Origin of the sequence: Lacibacter cauensis (assembly GCF_007830055.1) — a bacterium.
Lineage (GTDB): Bacteria > Bacteroidota > Bacteroidia > Chitinophagales > Chitinophagaceae > Lacibacter > Lacibacter cauensis.
On sequence record NZ_VLLE01000003.1, the window covers coordinates 16966 to 34183 of the forward strand.

A 17218-nucleotide genomic window follows, 5' to 3' on the forward strand; every position below is an offset into this window, starting at 1 on the left:
TTTGTAACAAAAACGAATAATATCGTAGAGATAAATGACGGAGAGTAAAAGGAGTAGCATCAGTGGAGAAACGAATTTTCTTCACTGTCAAAAAATTACCTTTTTCTACTAAACTGATGGATTAATTAGCGACCCATATACACCATTAATATCTGCACATCACTTGGGTTTACTCCAGAAATGCGTGAGGCCTGTCCAAGTGTGCGTGGTCGTATTTTATTAAACTTCTGTAATGCTTCCGTACTTAATGAAGAAATCTTGTTGTAATCGAAACTGTTGGGTATTTCCAGGTTTTCCAACTGGCTCATGCGCTGTACCAATTCTTTTTCCTTTTCGATGTACACGTCATACTTCACCTGTATTTCTGTTTGTTCAAACACTTCTTTCGTTTGGTTTCCTGCGATTTGTTGTAAAGTAGGTGATGCAGCTACGAGCTCATTTAATTGAATACCGGGACGCAATAACAACTGCAGTGCTTTTTGTTTTTGTGTAAGCGGCGCACTATTCTTTGTTTCAAGAAAAGCATTGATTTCTTCCGGATTCAACGCAACCTCTGCCAATGTTGTTTTCAACTTCTCAACAGCCTCCAGTTTGTTGCGGGTTTTATCCATTCGCTCCTGCGATGCCAATCCCATTTTATAGCTCAGTTCGGTTAACCGCAGATCGGCATTATCCTGACGCAGTAATGTTCTGTATTCTGCACGGCTGGTAAACATGCGGTAAGGCTCGTCGGTTCCTTTGCTGATGAGGTCATCGATCAATACCCCGATATATGCATCGCTTCTTTTTAAAATAAACGGATCCTGTTTGGCTGCTTTCAGGTGCGCATTAATACCCGCCATTAATCCCTGACAGGCTGCTTCTTCGTATCCTGTTGTTCCGTTGATCTGGCCCGCAAAGAAAAGATTCTGAATCTGCTTTGTTTCTAATGAATAGGTTAACTGTGTTGGCGGGAAGAAATCATATTCAATGGCATAACCGGGACGGAACATCCGGGCATTTTCAAAACCCGGCACCTTACGAAGCGCTTCGTATTGTACTTGTTCGGGTAGTGATGTCGAAAAGCCATTTACATAGATTTCGACGGTGTTCCAACCTTCCGGCTCTACAAAAAGCTGGTGACGCTCCCGTTCTGCAAAACGATTGATCTTGTCTTCAATACTGGGACAATAGCGGGGGCCTGTACCCTGTATTCTGCCCTGGTACATCGGGCTTCTGTCGAAACCTGTTTTCAAAACATCATGCACCTCAGCACTTGTATAGGTAATGAAACAACTGCGTTGTTCTTCTGCCTTTATCCTGGGAACATCCATGTAGGAAAACCCGGTAATTTCTTCGTCGCCTTTTTGTTCCTCCATTTTCGTGTAATCAAGACTACGGCCATCAATACGGGGAGGTGTTCCTGTTTTTAAACGATCGCTTTCCAAGCCCAATTCCACAAGCTGCTCTGTAATGCCGGTAGCCGCTTTCTCTGATATACGTCCACCACCTAGCTGCTTCTCTCCGATATGAATTACCCCGTTCAGAAAGGTTCCGCTGGTTACTACGACAGACTTGGATTTAATCTCATGCCCAAGACCTGTAACAACACCGTAACATCTTCCGTCTTTTACCAACAGGCTTCGCACCATATCCTGGTAAAAATCAACATTGGGCGTTTGCTCCAGCATTTCCCTCCAGGTTGCGGCGAAGAGCATGCGGTCGTTTTGAGTACGGGGGCTCCACATAGCCGGGCCTTTCGACCGGTTCAGCATACGGAACTGAATCATACTCTTATCGCTTACAATTCCACTATATCCCCCCAACGCATCTATTTCCCGAACAATCTGCCCTTTTGCAATGCCACCCATAGCCGGATTGCAGCTCATTTGCGCAATTGTCTGCATGTTCATGGTTACCAGCAACACCTTGCTACCCATATTTGCAGCAGAAGCTGCCGCTTCACAACCCGCATGACCGGCACCTACAACAATAACATCATAATCTGGAAACATGTAAACAACGCTTTAAGGCTGCAAAGATAACCTCTAATTGGCTGTGAACAGAACGATGTTTCACGTGGAACATCAATGACATGCGAAGTCCTGCACGAGCAAACCTTTATCACCAGAGCTTTGAATAAACGAAACTCCTACAAGCTGAAATCTGGGGTTAAGAATATTTACCCTATGCCCTTTATCCGGCACTCCATGATCGATCAGAAGTGCAATAAGGGACTCTAATCCATTAAAGCTTCCAATAAATATATTCTCAGCCCCACAGGTATATTTCCCGGCAGCCTGTATTCGCTGCACAAAATTTTTACCTGAGGAAGAAATGTGGCTGATGACACCGTTTCGCTTCTTTAAGTCCAAAGCATGGGCTGCGGCCATAGTATTCAGACCAGAGTCGGGCAAGACGAGCGTAAGCGTTTGGGGAGCTTTAAGAATGTCGACCTCTAAAGATCGTGTATAAGCCGATTTGGCTTCAGGGAATTGAACTAAGAACTCTTTGATGATTGTATTGAGGAACCGACGAGGATTTTGCCTGAAGTAATTCAACCAATAAACCGACTCCTGTTCTGGCTTCGACAAGGACTTATAAACAGCAGAGTTGTTTAATGTCTTGATAAGCGAAGAATCATACGAATGGCTATATACAAAGGGCTTATCCTTTAAGGTAAGAATACCTTGCGATAAACCAGTCGTACAAATAGAGATGAAGGCAAGAACAAAGGCATGTTTCACGTGGAACATTGTGTGCGATTTATTGAAGGTATAAACGCAGATAATGATCTTCCCGTTCCCGCATCTTCTTAATTTGTTGTGAAGATTTATCGTTATAACCAACTAAGTGCAAGCATCCATGAAAAATTACACGATGCAACTCCTCTTTAAACGAAACCTTACCCTCTTTTGCATTCTCCTTTACTCTATCAATACTGATATACAACTCAGCCTCAAGACCTGATTTATCTTTATTAATTGGGAAAGTAATGATGTCGGTGTAATAGTCGTGGTTTAAAAAATCCCTGTTAATAACCAGCAAAGCATCGTCGGTGCAAAAGATTACATTTAAACTACGAAGCATACAACCCTCCTTCTTAAACAGCATCGCTATTGCGTATTTTAGCGCATTCCGTTTCGTAAAAGAAAACCTGATATCCTGGTAAAAAAAATTAACACAGTTCGCTGCCATAGACCTCAAAATTCGGGAAGATTCAGTTATGGATTGCGGTACTTTTGCAAAGTATATGAAACGACTATCGGAACTAGTGCCAGGACAGAAAGCGATTATTCATTCTTTTGAAAATGACGAGATATTTCTCAAACTCATGGAGATGGGTTGTGTACCTGGAGAGGAGGTACTCATGGAGATGCAGGCACCTCTTGGCGACCCTATCAGTATTAAGGTGGCGGGCTATCAACTAAGCCTACGGTTGGAAGAAGCACAGAGCATCATCGTAACAACTGCAAAAACTACCTAAAAAGTCAGCCATGAAAACTGGTTTGTATTTCGGTTCCTTTAATCCAATCCATACCGGTCATTTAATTATTGCGCAACACCTATTAAATGAAACCGATCTGCAACAGGTATGGTTTGTTGTATCACCACAAAACCCGTTTAAGCAACAAAAAACTTTGCTTAACGAATACGACCGTCTTTACCTAGTGAATCTAGCTATTCAAAAAACGTCGGGGTTTAAAGCAACTGATATTGAATTTAATCTACCAAAACCTTCGTACACAATTGATACACTTACTTATCTGGAAGAGAAATATCCTCAACATGAATTTGTACTCATCATGGGGAGCGACAGTTTGCAAAACCTAGACAAATGGAAGAATGCAGAAACAATTATGCAGAACTACCCTGTTTATGTTTATGATCGACCGGGCTTTCCTGCTGATCAACCAGAAATCAAACAACTTACCCGTTTAAAAGCACCACTACTGGAAATTTCGGCTACACATATCCGTGAGTTAGTGCAGCAAGGTAAATCGATCCGCTACCTTGTACCTGATGAAGTATTGGATGAAATTGAAAAATCAGGATATTACAAACTAAAAAATCCAGCCAAGTAACAAGCACACAAAAGCTATTATGGGGGGAGGAATCTTGGTTGTAGAGAGCAATACAGTTGTAGAAAAAATCACAATAAGGTTAAGGTAACTAACTGTTTTGAATTCAAGAATTGATATGTCTCTGGCAACATAAAACGCCGAGGCGACCATTAAGCCCACTGTAGCAGCTTTAATTCCTTCAAGTGATCTGTTAACGACTGTATACTTTTTAAGATTATTCCAGATTGGATAAAAGAACAATACCAACAACAAACTCGGCAAAAAGATTGCAACCGCACCCACAGCAATTCCAATCAGCTGACTTTGTTTTCCCAAATCACGCATTGCCATACCGCCCGCATAAGATGCCATTGAAAAGACAGGCCCAGGTACTCCCTGTACAAACCCGGCACCAGTTAACAACTCCTCACCAGTCATATATTGCGTCTTTTCCCTGATTACAAACTGCTCATACATCATCGGAACGAGTACCTGTCCCCCACCAAAAACAAGGCTGCCAAAACGATAGAAATTCTCAAAAAGATTAAATGCTCTTCTATTCTCCCATTCCTGCTTACGAGCTGTTTCACTTAAGAAGCCCGCAAGAATAAAAACAATAGCAAATAGCCAAATATTCGTCCATTTAATCTTTCGTCTTTTGACCTCTTGTTTCGGTTCTCCTTTGTTTACAAAATTTGTTACTATTCCACCAATAACTAAGATGATCGGAAAGACCCACGGTGTTTTTATAAAGAAATACACTGCAAACGCAGCAATGATCATAATTACCCTGGTCACAGCATTATGAATAGCTGTTTTGTAACTATGCCAAGTTGCATATATCAGAAACCCAACAGCCATGGGTTGGAGAAATTTAAAAATATCCGTGTGCAGCGTACGCTTATCTAGATAGTGTACAAAAAAAGAAAGTCCACCCATAATACAGCAGGCTGGAGCAATCCAAATTAGTAGCGTTACCAACGCTAGCGGTAAACCACCCCGTTTATAGCCGATCAGTGTAATTGTTTGCGTCGAACTGGCGCCGGGCAGTAACTGACAAAATGCAAAGAGGTCAGTTAGCTCCTGCTCCGTTAAATCCTTTCGCTTTTTTACAAAAACTTTCATTAACATCCCAATGTGGCCCTGCGGACCACCAAAAGCCGTCAATGTGTATAACAGTACGGCTTTTAAAAAAGGGATGTGACGAATGAATTTCAGAAGAACGTATTTATTATTTTTTTAATCCGATTTCTCTGAGACGCTCATCGAGGTACGCACCTGCAGTAGCATCGGGATAATGCTTTGGATTATCTGCAGTAATGCAACTTTCCAAACAAGCCAACGACATATTGCCTTTTGGATGTAAAAAGAATGGAATCGAAAACCGGGAAGTATGCCAAAGCTCTCTTGGTGGATTAACAACACGGTGCGTTGTGGAACGCAGTTTATTGTTGGTTAGACGCTGCAGCATATCGCCAACGTTTACCACGATTTGTTCAGGCAACGATGTAACGCCAACCCACTCATTTTGTTTTGTCAAAATCTGCAGTCCATCTGCTGAAGCTCCAACTAATAAGGTTATTAAATTAATATCCTCATGTTGCTCTGCCCGTATAGCGCTCTTTGGTTCACTTGTGATTGGAGGATAATGTATCGCACGCAGGATTGAGTTTCCGTTACGAACCCACCCATCGAAATAAAACTCATCGAGTCCTAGATATAAAGCAATTGCCTGTAATAATTTTGTTCCACTCTCCTCAAATGCACGATAAGCGCTATGAAAAGTTGGATTGAACTTCTCTATTTCGCTCACCAATACGTTATCCGGATACTCTTCCGGTATGTACTCCTCACCTTCTGCTTTCTGACCGTATTGAAAAAACTCCTTCAGATCCGGCGCCTCACTGCCTTTTGCATGTTCTTTTCCAAATGAAGTATATCCTCGCTGACCGGCTAATTCAGGAATTTCATAGCTACGCTTTTTTTCGAGAGGCAATGAGAAAAATTGCTGCAGATATTTATAGAGATCCGCAATCAATTCATCAGGAACACCATGGTTCTTTACGGCAACGAAGCCAACTTCTTCGTAAGCACGTCCAAGCTCATTTACAAAACGCTCTTTAAGCACCGGATTTCCACTTGTAAAATCAGCCAAATCAACAACAGGAATTGTCATAACAAAAGTTTTTATTTCTTAAGTGCTGCTTTTCTATTAGGTTTGAATTGCAAAAATTACAAAATTGATTGACTCTAAGAAAGGTTTTTTATTTCTTTCAGCACTTTTTACTTGTATTCTCCCGGGATGCTTTCCTTCTTACAAAGCACAGACAAGTGGTTACAAAACATCTTTTCAAATATCCGATAGTATTCCTGATTACTCTGACCTGAAATACTGGGCTGCACATCCATGGAAGAAAGATCCGTCAGACAGTATACCACTGCCATTGCGAAATATACCAATAGATACCAGTGTAGATGTTTTCTTTATTCACCCAACAACTCTTACCGATCCAAAGCTGAACGGGCGAATATGGAATGCATCAATTAACGATGCAGACCTGAATGCAAAAACCGACTATACTAGTATCTTATACCAAGCCAGCGTATTTAACGGGAACTGTCGGGTGTTTGCACCCCGTTACAGACAAGCACATATCTTTTCGTTCTTTACAACAGACACAACAAAAAGCAAAGATGCATTGAACCTCGCCTACAGGGATGTAGAGACCGCTTTTGCTTATTATCTCAAAAACTATAATAATGGAAGACCAATCATCATTGCTTCACATAGCCAGGGTACCGTACATGCTGCTATGCTTTTGAAGAAATACTTTGAGCAAACAAACCTGCAAACTCAATTGGTTGCAGCCTACATTGTAGGGCTACCTGTAGCTAAAAACCTGTTTCAATACATAGAAGTTTGTAAAACGCCAACGGAAACCGGGTGTATCAATTCGTGGAGAACGTTCAGAACAGGCTATTTACCTACATATGTTCAAAACGAAAAATCGAAAGCGATTGTTACAAACCCTTTAAGCTGGACAACAACCGACTCACTCATTTCCCGAATGAACAATGACGGCTCTGTACTCTACAAGTTCAATAAACGTTATTTACATACCAACTCGGCGCAGATACACGGCAATGTTCTCTGGACAAACAGACCTAAATTTTTCTTTGGCATTTTCTTGAAAACAAAGAATTATCATGCGGGTGATTATAATCTCTTCTATTACTCAATAAGGAAAAATATAAAAGAGAGAATTGAAGCCTATCATCATCTAACGAACACAAGATGAGCACCTCAAAAATTCTAACAGCGGTCATTGTATTTGCGTTCGTTACACGAATGCTATTATTATTAGCATTTCCCTTGCAGGATACAGACTATTACATGATTAACGCCGCAGCGGAAAACTTAGCCAATGGCAATGGACTCGGGTTTCAAAGATCAGACCCGCTCGACCTTTCCGCTATCCGCTTTGAAGGTCTAAGATTATGGCCGCCCTTGCCAACAATTTTACTATCCGGAATATTTAAAATTACCGGAGATATCAATTTCGCTAATACTCTGCTACTTATTCTTTGCCTTTCATTACTTTTTTATTTTTTACGAGTACTGTTTTCTGCTCTGGATCTATCGCTAAGAGTACAAATTCTTTGTTTCCTTATCATAGGCCTAAACCCTGAAATTATTAAACAACCAGGAGTAAGTGATCTTGCAGCTGCTACTTTTTGTATCGGCTCATGTTCATATGCATACTCATTAGTAGAATCACAAACGAAAAAAAAATTGCCGTGGCTGATTCTCTATGGAGGACTTCTTTTTCTTCCATCAGCATTCCGTTATCAATACTATCCAATAACAATTCTCATCCCGGTATTACTGTTTTTAATTGGGCACCGTTACAAGAAATATACTTTGAAACAACAAAGTCTTGTTTTATTCATAATTGAAATTATTAGCATTTCTATTCAGGAGATCTTCCTATACACATACACCTATCAACCATTATCGCAATCAATTTCTATGGATAACTACGGTGTGTATATCTATAATCTATATTTTGTATATCCGTTTTTTTTAAAAACATTTTTAAACTTCGGATACATCGAAAATCAATTTTATACCGTTTTTCAAATTACACGTAACTACTATTCGCTAATTGTACTTGCCTTGTTTGTGTTCTGGATATTAATGCTAGCAAAAGAATTATATAAAACCAACGATATTCTAATTAGAAAAAAATATATCTATTTGTTGACTTCTATCCTTCTTTTGCCTTTCCTTACATTAATCACACTATCTCTTTTTCTAAATAGTCGATCGGGTGATCCCGGAGGCTGGACCTATGTGACTGAGGGAAGATATTATATTGTCACATCACTATTAATACTTGCGATCACAGCATGGTTCCTGAAAAGTAAAACGACAAGACCCGGTTACGCTTTTTCTAAAATTGCGAAAAAATTTTTTGCCTTAATACTTATTTATAATCTATCATCTACCATCAAATTTTATGTAAATTTCTTCAATCATAACATTCCTGATAAAGAAAAATACCATAAAATGGACCGGGCAAAGATTGACGATTTGCTTACCAAGAACTCACTTGGAAATATGCAAACAATATTGACCTATAACGATCCATTTTACGCCTTCTTTAAATACAAGCCTAACATTGCTGTTACGCTAAAAATTCCAATTCTGGTAAGACAAAATTTCTATACAACAAAAAATATTCAACTTTTGATTGTAGCAAATAAACCAATGACAAACAATGATAGCCTACTCATTCTTTACAGCAACGCAAAACATCTCGCAACTTTGAATACAACTCAGCTTTATATTGCCGAAATTAAGCCAACTTCAATTAAATAACCTTGAACAATTTACAAAACGATAATCAGTCTGTATTTGTACTTGTACCCTCCTACAATGAGAATGAGGTTCTACGTGATGTTGTTTCTATGCTTGTTGAAAAAAAATACTCTGTTGTAGTTATTGATGACGGCTCTACTATACGACAATCCCTATATTTAAAAAATCTACCTGTTCATTACATCAGACACAAGTTAAACCTAGGACAAGGTGCCGCTCTTCAAACAGGAACGAACTTCGCCTTATCGAAGGGTGCTACCTATATCGTTCATTTCGATGCCGATGGTCAACACTCAGCAAAAGATGTCGCAACTCTGCTACATCCCTTAGAAGATGATACAATAGATATTGTTTTCGGATCACGTTTTCTTGTACCAACATTGTCAGGCTATATACCAATTCAAAAAAAAATACTACTATTTTTTGGAAGATATATCAACTACATTTTTTCCGGACTCCTGTTAAGTGATGCGCACAACGGCCTGCGAGCGATGACATCCAAAGCATCAACAAAAATCATTCTTACCGAAAACCGTATGGCACACGCTTCGGAAATACTATTCCTGGTCAAAAAAAACAGATTACGGTTTACTGAAGTATCTGTAAGCATTAGTTATACAGATTATTCCAAATCCAAGGGACAACCAGTTTGGAATAGTATTCGCATTTTTTTCGATTTAATTTTGCATAAACTCTTCGAATGACAGGTATTCAAATAATATTAATCAGTGGAATATTAGTAGCAGCATTCGTGTTTTTCATAAGAAGACGAAATAATATCGCAGATCTATTAGTATTTACAACACTCGTTGGGACAGCAATCACTTTTATACTGTTTCCAGAATGGACAAATATAATTGCACACAAACTTGGTGTAGGCAGAGGGGCAGATCTTGTATTTTACCTCTGTATTTTACTTTTTGTCTTCGTTTCACTTAAACTATATGCACGCTTACGAAGGCTGGAACAAATGATCACCGACGTAATACGAAAAGAGGCCATAGCTGAAGCCGACAAACTTGAAAACGAATAACTATTTTATCGTATACGCCCCAATCCTTGTCTCTGCGTTTTGATTGATACCTGCCAACGCCATAACAATGCTTGTTTTGCTATAGATCAAACCAACATTAAAAGCATAGTAGTATTGCAGATCGTACGAATCAGGATTTTGCGTACTACCAAAAATACTGAAACTTGGGGCCACAGTCACTTTAATTACGTTCTTGAACGTTGTTCCATTCACAACATAATCAATTCCCTTTTCACTTATGGTAAACACCAGTGTTGCAGTAACAGGAACAGATGAGCCACCAAGACTTATATTCACCGTTTTCACTTCTGTCCAGGTTGCCCCCTTTGCGAGCTTATCTTTTAAATACAAAAGCTCAATGGTTTGGTTATTCAATTCTGCAAACTTGTTGTAACGGAGGTATTCACCATTGAACTTTGCATAGTATTCGTTTACACCTGCCGAGTTACTCGCTACACTATATACTTTGCCATTAATAGTGGTATCTCTATTGAGGATTGTTACTTTGTAAGAACCAGCGTTCGATCCTGTAACAGTATAATTCCACTCACTACCAACAGTAAGGGGTTGATAGTCGCCGGTTTCCTCCGAGGGTGTAGCTGGCTTTTTACAATTACCAGCCGTTAATACAATAAAAATGATTGTACAAACAAAAAGCGTTTTTTGCATGGTTTAGAATTTGATCTAAAGATACAAAAACGCTTTTCATTGCTGCTTGATGCTTAAAATTCACAATTCTTGGGTGTACGTGGAAATGCAATAACATCACGAATGTTACCCATACCAGTTACAAACTGCACAATACGTTCAAATCCAAGACCAAAACCTGCATGCGGAACTGTACCGAACCTGCGTGTATCAAGGTACCACCACAACTCCTCCGCAGGAATATGCATTTCTGCCATGCGCTGTTCTAGTTTATCCAAACGTTCTTCTCTTTGTGAGCCGCCCACTATTTCGCCAATGCCGGGCGCGAGAATATCCATTGCTGCTACTGTTTTGCCATCATCATTTTGTCGCATGTAGAAGGCTTTGATATCCTTAGGATAGTTGGTTACAATTACCGGCTTTTTGAAATGCTTTTCAACCAGGTAACGCTCATGCTCACTCTGCATATCAATGCCCCACTTCACATCGTACTGGAACTTTTTCTTTTTGTATGCAGGAGATTGAAGTAAAATATCAATCGCTTCCGTATACGTAATACGCTCAAAGCTGTTGTTCACAACAAACTCGAGCTTTTCAATCAAGCCCATTTCGCTTCGTTTGTCTTGTGGCAATTGTTTTTCTTCATCTGCCAAACGTTGCGCAAGAAACTCCAGGTCTTCCCTGTTATGCTCCATTGCGTATTTGATAATATACTTGATAAATTCTTCGGCAAGATTCATATTGTCTTCCAGATCGCAAAAAGCCATTTCAGGTTCAATCATCCAGAACTCTGCCAGGTGTCGTGCTGTGTTCGAATTCTCCGCACGGAAGGTTGGACCGAAAGTATAAATTTCGCCAAACGCCGTTGCACCCAACTCACCTTCCAACTGCCCACTCACTGTGAGGTTCGAAGAACGTCCAAAGAAATCTTCTTTAAAATTCACCGAACCATCTTCGTTGCGTGGCGGATTATCTAACGGTAAGGTGGTTACACGAAACATTTCGCCGGCACCCTCAGCATCGCTGGCGGTAACAATAGGCGTATGCATGTACACAAACCCTTTTTCATTGTAGAATTTGTGAATCGCAAACGCCAGGGAATGACGGATGCGGAACACAGAACCAAATGTGTTGGTACGGAAACGGAGGTGTGCAATTTCACGTAAAAACTCAAGGCTGTGTTTTTTTGGTTGCAGCGGATATTTCTCTGCATCACTATCGCCTAGTATTTCAATTGTCTCCCCTCTAACTTCCAGCTTTTGTCCTTTCCCTAACGATGGAATCACATGACCACTCACTTTCAAAGAAGCCGATGTGGTAATTCTCTTCAGCAATTCATCATCAAACTTGCCCAGCTCTACTACCACCTGCAGGTTATTATTGGTACTTCCATCGTTCAAGGCAATAAACTGATTGTTACGAAACGTACGTACCCAACCCATAACGGTTACCTGCTGATCTTTCGGCTCCCACGTGAGCAGTTCCTTAATTTTAACTCTTTTGTTAAACATATTGCTGAAATTTGAGCGGCAAAGATAACTACTGCTTTTACAGCTTGTTCATCAAATTCGATGTGGTTGGGTCAAAAAGCCCATCAGGACTTGATTTTACTGCACAATACTTTTTTTTCGGTTTTTCCGATTTTCACGTAACATTGCAGAGGAAACCGACCGATATTTAAAAATCCGATCTTCCACGAGCTCATCAAATTCGGTCATTCCAAGTTCCCAAACGTATCATTTCAAACTTACAGATCTAAAAAAAGTTTTACGAATTATCATCCCGTGTTAATGAACTAAATTTTTTATGTACGACATCCTACAACTGAACGATATGCTCGTTCCTGAGTTGCTCGATATTGCAGAGCAACTGAAAATTACCGGTGCCAAGAAAATGGACAAACAACAATTGGTCTATAAAATCCTCGATAAACAAGCCGTTATGTCCAGTGAAACAAAAGGAACCGAAGAAAAAGGCAAACGCAAACGCATTGTGAAAACAACCACCGCTTCCGGTACAGAAGAAGCAGTTGTGGAGAGCGGTGACGATGCGGAAGCACCTGTAAAAGCGAAAAAGAAAAAAGAAGAAGCTCCTGCTCCTGCCCAAAAGAAAACCTTGAAAAAAGTGGAAAAACCAGCTTCACCAGCTGAACCAATTATTCCAGCAGGTTTTATTATTCCGGGTGATGATGATTTTGTTGCTGGTCCTCCTGAAATGGAATTAAGCGAGTTGCTGGCAGAATCTGTTCAGGAAGCAGAAACGGCTCCTGCACCGGAACGCCCCGCACAACAACAACGTCATCAATATCCGCAAAAGAAAGAACAAGCCTTTAATATCGAGTTTGATGGTGTAATACAAGGTGAAGGCGTGTTGGAGATGATGCCCGATGGTTATGGCTTCTTACGCAGCAGCGACTATAATTATCTGTCAAGCCCGGATGATATTTACGTATCTCCTTCACAAATCAAATTATTTGGTTTGAAAACCGGTGATACCGTATATGGCTCTGTTCGCCCGCCAAAAGAAGGTGAAAAATATTTTGCCTTACTGAAAGTAGATACCATCAACGGTAAACGTCCGGAAGAAGTTCGTGACCGGGTTCCGTTTGATTATCTTACTCCGCTCTTCCCGTTTGAAAAATTAAACCTCTCTACAACTTCCAGCAACTACAGCACACGTATTATGGACCTGTTTACGCCAATTGGTAAAGGTCAGCGTGGTTTAATTGTAGCCCAACCAAAAGTGGGTAAAACAGTCTTGCTCAAAGAAGTAGCCAACGCAATTGCAGAAAACCATCCGGAAGTATACCTGATTGTTTTGCTGGTAGACGAGCGTCCGGAAGAGGTTACCGATATGGAACGCAGTGTGAAAGCAGAAGTGGTTGCTTCTACATTTGACGAACCTGCTGAAAAACACGTAAAAGTTTCAACCATTATTTTGCAAAAAGCAAAACGCTTAGTAGAGTGCGGACACGATGTGGTGATCCTGCTTGATTCTATTACCCGTCTTGCACGTGCACATAATACCGTTGCTCCTGCAAGTGGTAAAGTATTGAGTGGTGGTGTTGAAGCAAATGCAATGCAAAAGCCGAAACAATTCTTTGGTGCTGCACGTAAAATTGAAAACGGTGGATCCTTAACTATTCTTGCAACTGCACTTGTAGATACAGGTAGTAAAATGGATGAGGTGATTTTTGAAGAATTTAAAGGTACCGGCAACATGGAGCTTGCTCTTGATCGTAAACTCGCCAACAAACGTATCTTCCCTGCCATTGACATTGTTGCATCAAGTACACGTCGTGATGATTTGTTACTTGATAAAGATGTAGCAAAACGTATGTGGGTATTGCGCAAACACATGGCCGATATGAATACAGAAGAAGCAATGAATACCTTATTGCAGCACATGCGTGGTACGAAAGACAATATGGAATTCCTTACCAGCATGAATGGATAAACCACAAATATTTCTTTATGAAACAGTTTCTTTTATTACTTCTTGTTCTTGGTTTTTATGCCTGTGATGATTCGCAAAAAAGCGATAATGAAAAAGCTGAAAGTGAGTCGAAGATTGAAATCAAAGGTGATTCCAGCGAAATAAAAATTAACAGCGAAGGCATTTCTATTACGGGTGCTGATTCTACCGGCGTAAAGATCAACTCCGAAGATGGAATTAAAGTGGAAGGAAAAGACGGTAAAGTTGAAATTAAAACCGACGATGGAGGAAAGATAAAACTGGAGAAAAAAGGTAAGGAAGTAAATATCCAAATAAAAGAAAACTAACTAAACAGTCCTGCAGATTGCAGGACTGTTTTTTATTTTATGCTATCCCGAATTGTCAATATCTGTCGTGCCATTGGCATTCTGTCTTTTCTTGCCATGTGTTATACCTGGTTTTTTACCAGCGATCTGCAATCATTTCTTATCGCCAAGCAGCTAACTATTACGTTCTTCAGTGTTGCCATTTTTCTATGGCTCATTACACTCTTGCTTGCATACCGCAAGAATAAATAATTTTACAGCTGCGTATGGCCGTTAAAAAAATCACGATCGACGAATTTCTTCCACTCACGGAACAGTTGCCTGTTTTGGATGTACGTAGTCCGGGCGAATACAAGCATGCCCATATCAACAATGCGTTTTCATTCCCCTTATTTACAGATGAGGAGCGAAAAGTTGTTGGTACTGCTTATAAGCAGGAAAGCCGGCAAAAAGCAATTAAAATAGGTCTTGACTATTTTGGCGTGAAGATGCGGAAGATGGTAGAAGAGGCCGAACACATCTGTGACAACTTTAAAACCGGCGACAATAAATCCACATCCGGAAGAACAGTCTTGGTTCACTGCTGGCGTGGCGGTATGCGTAGCGGAGCAGTAGCCTGGTTACTCGACTTATATGGCTTTGACGTGTACACGCTTGTGGGTGGTTACAAATCATTCCGCAAATGGGCTTTGGCCCAGTTTGAAAAAGACTACCGCTTTAAAGTGCTGGGAGGTTTCACCGGTAGTGGTAAAACCTATCTATTGGAAGCCTTGATGAAACGAAAGGAGAATGCCATTGATCTGGAGGGATTAGCCAAACACAAAGGCTCTGCGTTCGGTAATCTTGGTATGCCTCCGCAGCCATCACAGGAGCAGTTTGAAAACCTGTTAGCACTTTCACTTTGGAAAGCGTCCTTAAGACCTGAACCCATTTGGGTAGAAGACGAAAGCCAGCGTATTGGTGACGTCAATATTCCTATCAACTTGTGGAAACAGATGCGCAGCTTCCCTCTATTCTTTGTAGACATTCCCTTTGAAGAAAGACTCAAATTTTTGGTGCAGGAATACGGTAAACATGAGCGGGAACGGCTGGTAAATGCCATTATCCGTATTAAAAAGCGCCTTGGCGGACTGGAAACCAAAGAAGCCATCAATGCCCTTATCGAGGACCGTATTGCCGACTGTTTCCGCATACTGCTTACCTACTACGACAAATGGTATCTCAAAGGCATGCATAATAGAGAACAACTTGAAGCGTTATTACATAAAGTACCCTGTACAACAGTCTCAGTATCCAATATTGATCAATTAACACAGCAGCCGGTATAGCACTAGGCCGTCTGCCTAAAACAACTACATGAAAAACTATTTACTTCTACTCTCGCTCCTTCTTATGGCCTTTGCTTCGAAGGCACAAGTAGTTACAGGTGTTTACAAAGGAAAAATGGAAGTAGACAGTCCAAAGTATACTGTAGATTTTGAATTGACCTTAAAAGAGAAAGACGGTAAACTGGTTGGTTATTGCCAACGCTTATTCATCGTTGAAGATGTTCTGTACTATAACCTGGTTAAGGTAACGGCACGTATCGCTGACAGTGTATTAATTGTTGAAGATGAAAAATCAGTCAGCAATAATTTCAAAGAAAAAACAAGCGGTGTAAAAACAGTGATGTTTTTTAAAATACAAACAGATCATGATACCGTTTCTGTAATGCCGGGCGAATGGAGTACTTCGAGAACAAAAAAATTCTTACCTATTACCGGCTCTGTTTCAGTAAGCCGTGAACGCAATTATTTAGCGACACAGCTATACAAACGACTGGATGAAAAACAGCTGACCAAGGAAATGCTGTTTGAGGAAAAAACACAGCCGAAGCAAAGTGACATTGCTGCTAATCAACCAACGAACAATGATGCAACGACCCAACAAAAAGCTGCTACAAAAAACCCTGTGCAGGTAAACACGACAATCAACAAAACTGAAACACAAACAAAGCCAAGCGATATAGCAGTCAATCAAAACAAACCAACTACGCAACAGCAACAACAAAACATTGTTATAGACACTGCAAAAAATAATGCAACTGCTGTTGTCAACAAACCAAAACCGACACCGACTGACATAACAGTTACCCAGAATAAGCCAACTGCCCAGAATCATCAGCAACAGACGATCACTCAGAAAGACATTATAAAAAATAACGCAACCGTTGGGGCTACTAAACCGAAACCAACCGACGTTGCGGTTAACCAAAACAAGCCTAGTGCGCAAACACAACCACAGTCCACAACTGTCAACAAACCACAAACCTCACAACCCGTCGCTAACAATACAAACGCAGCTATCAACAAACCAAATACACAACCTGTTGATCAAAAACCTGTAACACCTGTTGCGCCTACGCAACAGCAAACAAGCATCAGCACCATTGGTACTACAATTGTTGAAAATACAAGCGGCAAGCCTGTTCCGCCTTCAAAACAACCCGTTATTAACAATCCTGTTCTTGTAACAAGACAAATAGAAATTATCGATGCACTTGAACTTTCTGGTGACAGTGTAATTCTTTCGCTTTATGATAATGGTGAAATTGATGGCGACACGGTTAGTGTTTTTCTAAATAATGAATTGCTACTTTCGAAAATCGGATTAACAGCAAATGCGTTTAAAAAAACCATTCCGATCAACAACGGAGAAACCATACAATTGACGCTTTTTGCTGAAAACCTTGGACGAATTCCGCCAAACTCCGGTTTGCTGGTAATTACAACCAACAATGAACGCTACCAGGTTCACTTTACATCAACGCTCAACAAGAACGCATCAGTGGTTTTGCGGCGTAAAGAATAAC

The 17218-nt window shown here is 40.4% G+C and carries 18 protein-coding genes; 11 read left to right on the forward strand and 7 right to left on the reverse strand.

Going from position 1 to position 17218, the window contains the following annotated elements:
* Positions 1-125: 125 nt before the first annotated feature.
* The 3 genes from mnmG to ybeY all read right to left on the reverse strand — a co-directional run bounded on the left by mnmG (position 126) and on the right by ybeY (position 3177).
* Positions 126-1994 carry a tRNA uridine-5-carboxymethylaminomethyl(34) synthesis enzyme MnmG gene (gene mnmG, locus IQ13_RS05320; RefSeq protein WP_144885072.1) on the reverse strand — a complete coding sequence of 623 codons (1869 nt, stop codon included), beginning with the start codon at positions 1992-1994 and terminating at the stop codon, positions 126-128.
* Positions 1995-2066: 72 nt separating this feature from the next.
* Positions 2067-2735, reverse strand: a complete 669-nt coding sequence (locus IQ13_RS05325; RefSeq protein ID WP_144885073.1) for a CAP domain-containing protein — start codon at positions 2733-2735, stop codon at positions 2067-2069.
* Positions 2736-2745: 10 nt separating this feature from the next.
* Entirely contained in the window at positions 2746-3177 is a 432-nt protein-coding gene (gene ybeY, locus IQ13_RS05330) for an rRNA maturation RNase YbeY (RefSeq protein WP_144885074.1), read from the reverse strand.
* Between the two features lie 55 nt (positions 3178-3232).
* On the opposite strand from ybeY, the gene IQ13_RS05335 reads away from it, so the two are divergent.
* Both IQ13_RS05335 and nadD read left to right on the forward strand, forming a co-directional pair.
* Positions 3233-3466 carry a FeoA family protein gene (locus tag IQ13_RS05335; protein WP_144885075.1) on the forward strand — a complete coding sequence of 78 codons (234 nt, stop codon included), beginning with the start codon at positions 3233-3235 and terminating at the stop codon, positions 3464-3466.
* A 10-nt stretch (positions 3467-3476) separates the two neighbouring features.
* Positions 3477-4064 (forward strand): nicotinate (nicotinamide) nucleotide adenylyltransferase, encoded by a 588-nt coding sequence (gene nadD, locus IQ13_RS05340; protein ID WP_144885076.1) that lies wholly within the window; start codon positions 3477-3479, stop codon positions 4062-4064.
* Here nadD and chrA read toward each other — a convergent pair.
* Positions 4044-5261 (reverse strand): chromate efflux transporter, encoded by a 1218-nt coding sequence (chrA, locus tag IQ13_RS05345; protein WP_144885077.1) that lies wholly within the window; start codon positions 5259-5261, stop codon positions 4044-4046. The two genes, nadD and chrA, sit on opposite strands and share 21 nt — an antisense overlap.
* A 13-nt stretch (positions 5262-5274) precedes the next feature.
* Positions 5275-6219 (reverse strand): isopenicillin N synthase family dioxygenase, encoded by a 945-nt coding sequence (locus tag IQ13_RS05350; RefSeq protein ID WP_144885078.1) that lies wholly within the window; start codon positions 6217-6219, stop codon positions 5275-5277.
* A 64-nt stretch (positions 6220-6283) separates the two neighbouring features.
* On the opposite strand from IQ13_RS05350, the gene IQ13_RS05355 reads away from it, so the two are divergent.
* The 4 genes from IQ13_RS05355 to IQ13_RS05370 are packed head-to-tail and all read left to right on the forward strand — an operon-like array spanning position 6284 to position 9958.
* Complete coding sequence (locus IQ13_RS05355) at positions 6284-7342, forward strand: DUF3089 domain-containing protein (RefSeq protein ID WP_158637322.1); 1059 nt, start codon at positions 6284-6286, stop codon at positions 7340-7342.
* Positions 7339-8925 (forward strand): hypothetical protein, encoded by a 1587-nt coding sequence (locus IQ13_RS05360; protein ID WP_144885080.1) that lies wholly within the window; start codon positions 7339-7341, stop codon positions 8923-8925. The genes IQ13_RS05355 and IQ13_RS05360 overlap by 4 nt, the downstream gene beginning before the upstream one ends.
* Before the next feature lie 2 nt (positions 8926-8927).
* Complete coding sequence (locus IQ13_RS05365) at positions 8928-9629, forward strand: glycosyltransferase family 2 protein (protein WP_158637323.1); 702 nt, start codon at positions 8928-8930, stop codon at positions 9627-9629.
* Positions 9626-9958 carry a DUF2304 domain-containing protein gene (locus IQ13_RS05370; protein WP_144885082.1) on the forward strand — a complete coding sequence of 111 codons (333 nt, stop codon included), beginning with the start codon at positions 9626-9628 and terminating at the stop codon, positions 9956-9958. The genes IQ13_RS05365 and IQ13_RS05370 overlap by 4 nt, the downstream gene beginning before the upstream one ends.
* Here IQ13_RS05370 and IQ13_RS05375 read toward each other — a convergent pair whose 3' ends face one another.
* Positions 9959-10627 carry a hypothetical protein gene (locus IQ13_RS05375; protein WP_144885083.1) on the reverse strand — a complete coding sequence of 223 codons (669 nt, stop codon included), beginning with the start codon at positions 10625-10627 and terminating at the stop codon, positions 9959-9961.
* Positions 10628-10680: 53 nt separating this feature from the next.
* A complete protein-coding gene (asnS, locus tag IQ13_RS05380; protein WP_144885084.1) occupies positions 10681-12117 on the reverse strand; it encodes an asparagine--tRNA ligase in 1437 nt (478 codons plus the stop codon).
* Between the two features lie 295 nt (positions 12118-12412).
* Between asnS and rho the strand changes: the two genes are divergently transcribed.
* Genes rho through IQ13_RS05405 form a run of 5 tightly spaced genes read left to right on the forward strand, consistent with a single transcriptional unit; the run spans position 12413 to position 17217 of the window.
* Complete coding sequence (gene rho / locus IQ13_RS05385; protein WP_144885085.1) at positions 12413-14062, forward strand: transcription termination factor Rho; 1650 nt, start codon at positions 12413-12415, stop codon at positions 14060-14062.
* Positions 14063-14079: 17 nt separating this feature from the next.
* Entirely contained in the window at positions 14080-14388 is a 309-nt protein-coding gene (locus IQ13_RS05390) for a hypothetical protein (protein WP_144885086.1), read from the forward strand.
* A 39-nt stretch (positions 14389-14427) separates the two neighbouring features.
* On the forward strand, positions 14428-14619 hold the full coding sequence (locus IQ13_RS05395) for a hypothetical protein (RefSeq protein WP_144885087.1): 192 nt from the start codon (positions 14428-14430) through the stop codon (positions 14617-14619).
* A gap of 14 nt (positions 14620-14633) precedes the next feature.
* Positions 14634-15695 (forward strand): tRNA 2-selenouridine(34) synthase MnmH, encoded by a 1062-nt coding sequence (gene mnmH / locus IQ13_RS05400; RefSeq protein ID WP_144885088.1) that lies wholly within the window; start codon positions 14634-14636, stop codon positions 15693-15695.
* 28 nt (positions 15696-15723) lie between these two features.
* Positions 15724-17217 (forward strand): MotB domain-containing protein, encoded by a 1494-nt coding sequence (locus IQ13_RS05405; protein WP_144885089.1) that lies wholly within the window; start codon positions 15724-15726, stop codon positions 17215-17217.
* Position 17218 lies beyond the last annotated feature (1 nt).

Excerpts from the sequence above, each read along its gene's own strand:
- mnmG (WP_144885072.1), bottom strand. The coding sequence starts at position 1,994 with ATGTTTCCAGATTATGATGTTATTGTTGTAGGTGCCGGTCATGCGGGT.
- IQ13_RS05325 (WP_144885073.1), bottom strand. The coding sequence starts at position 2,735 with ATGTTCCACGTGAAACATGCCTTTGTTCTTGCCTTCATCTCTATTTGT.
- ybeY (WP_144885074.1), bottom strand. The coding sequence starts at position 3,177 with ATGGCAGCGAACTGTGTTAATTTTTTTTACCAGGATATCAGGTTTTCT.
- IQ13_RS05335 (WP_144885075.1), top strand. The coding sequence starts at position 3,233 with ATGAAACGACTATCGGAACTAGTGCCAGGACAGAAAGCGATTATTCAT.
- nadD (WP_144885076.1), top strand. The coding sequence starts at position 3,477 with ATGAAAACTGGTTTGTATTTCGGTTCCTTTAATCCAATCCATACCGGT.
- IQ13_RS05350 (WP_144885078.1), bottom strand. The coding sequence starts at position 6,219 with ATGACAATTCCTGTTGTTGATTTGGCTGATTTTACAAGTGGAAATCCG.
- IQ13_RS05360 (WP_144885080.1), top strand. The coding sequence starts at position 7,339 with ATGAGCACCTCAAAAATTCTAACAGCGGTCATTGTATTTGCGTTCGTT.
- IQ13_RS05370 (WP_144885082.1), top strand. The coding sequence starts at position 9,626 with ATGACAGGTATTCAAATAATATTAATCAGTGGAATATTAGTAGCAGCA.
- IQ13_RS05375 (WP_144885083.1), bottom strand. The coding sequence starts at position 10,627 with ATGCAAAAAACGCTTTTTGTTTGTACAATCATTTTTATTGTATTAACG.
- asnS (WP_144885084.1), bottom strand. The coding sequence starts at position 12,117 with ATGTTTAACAAAAGAGTTAAAATTAAGGAACTGCTCACGTGGGAGCCG.
- rho (WP_144885085.1), top strand. The coding sequence starts at position 12,413 with ATGTACGACATCCTACAACTGAACGATATGCTCGTTCCTGAGTTGCTC.
- IQ13_RS05390 (WP_144885086.1), top strand. The coding sequence starts at position 14,080 with ATGAAACAGTTTCTTTTATTACTTCTTGTTCTTGGTTTTTATGCCTGT.
- IQ13_RS05395 (WP_144885087.1), top strand. The coding sequence starts at position 14,428 with ATGCTATCCCGAATTGTCAATATCTGTCGTGCCATTGGCATTCTGTCT.
- mnmH (WP_144885088.1), top strand. The coding sequence starts at position 14,634 with ATGGCCGTTAAAAAAATCACGATCGACGAATTTCTTCCACTCACGGAA.
- IQ13_RS05405 (WP_144885089.1), top strand. The coding sequence starts at position 15,724 with ATGAAAAACTATTTACTTCTACTCTCGCTCCTTCTTATGGCCTTTGCT.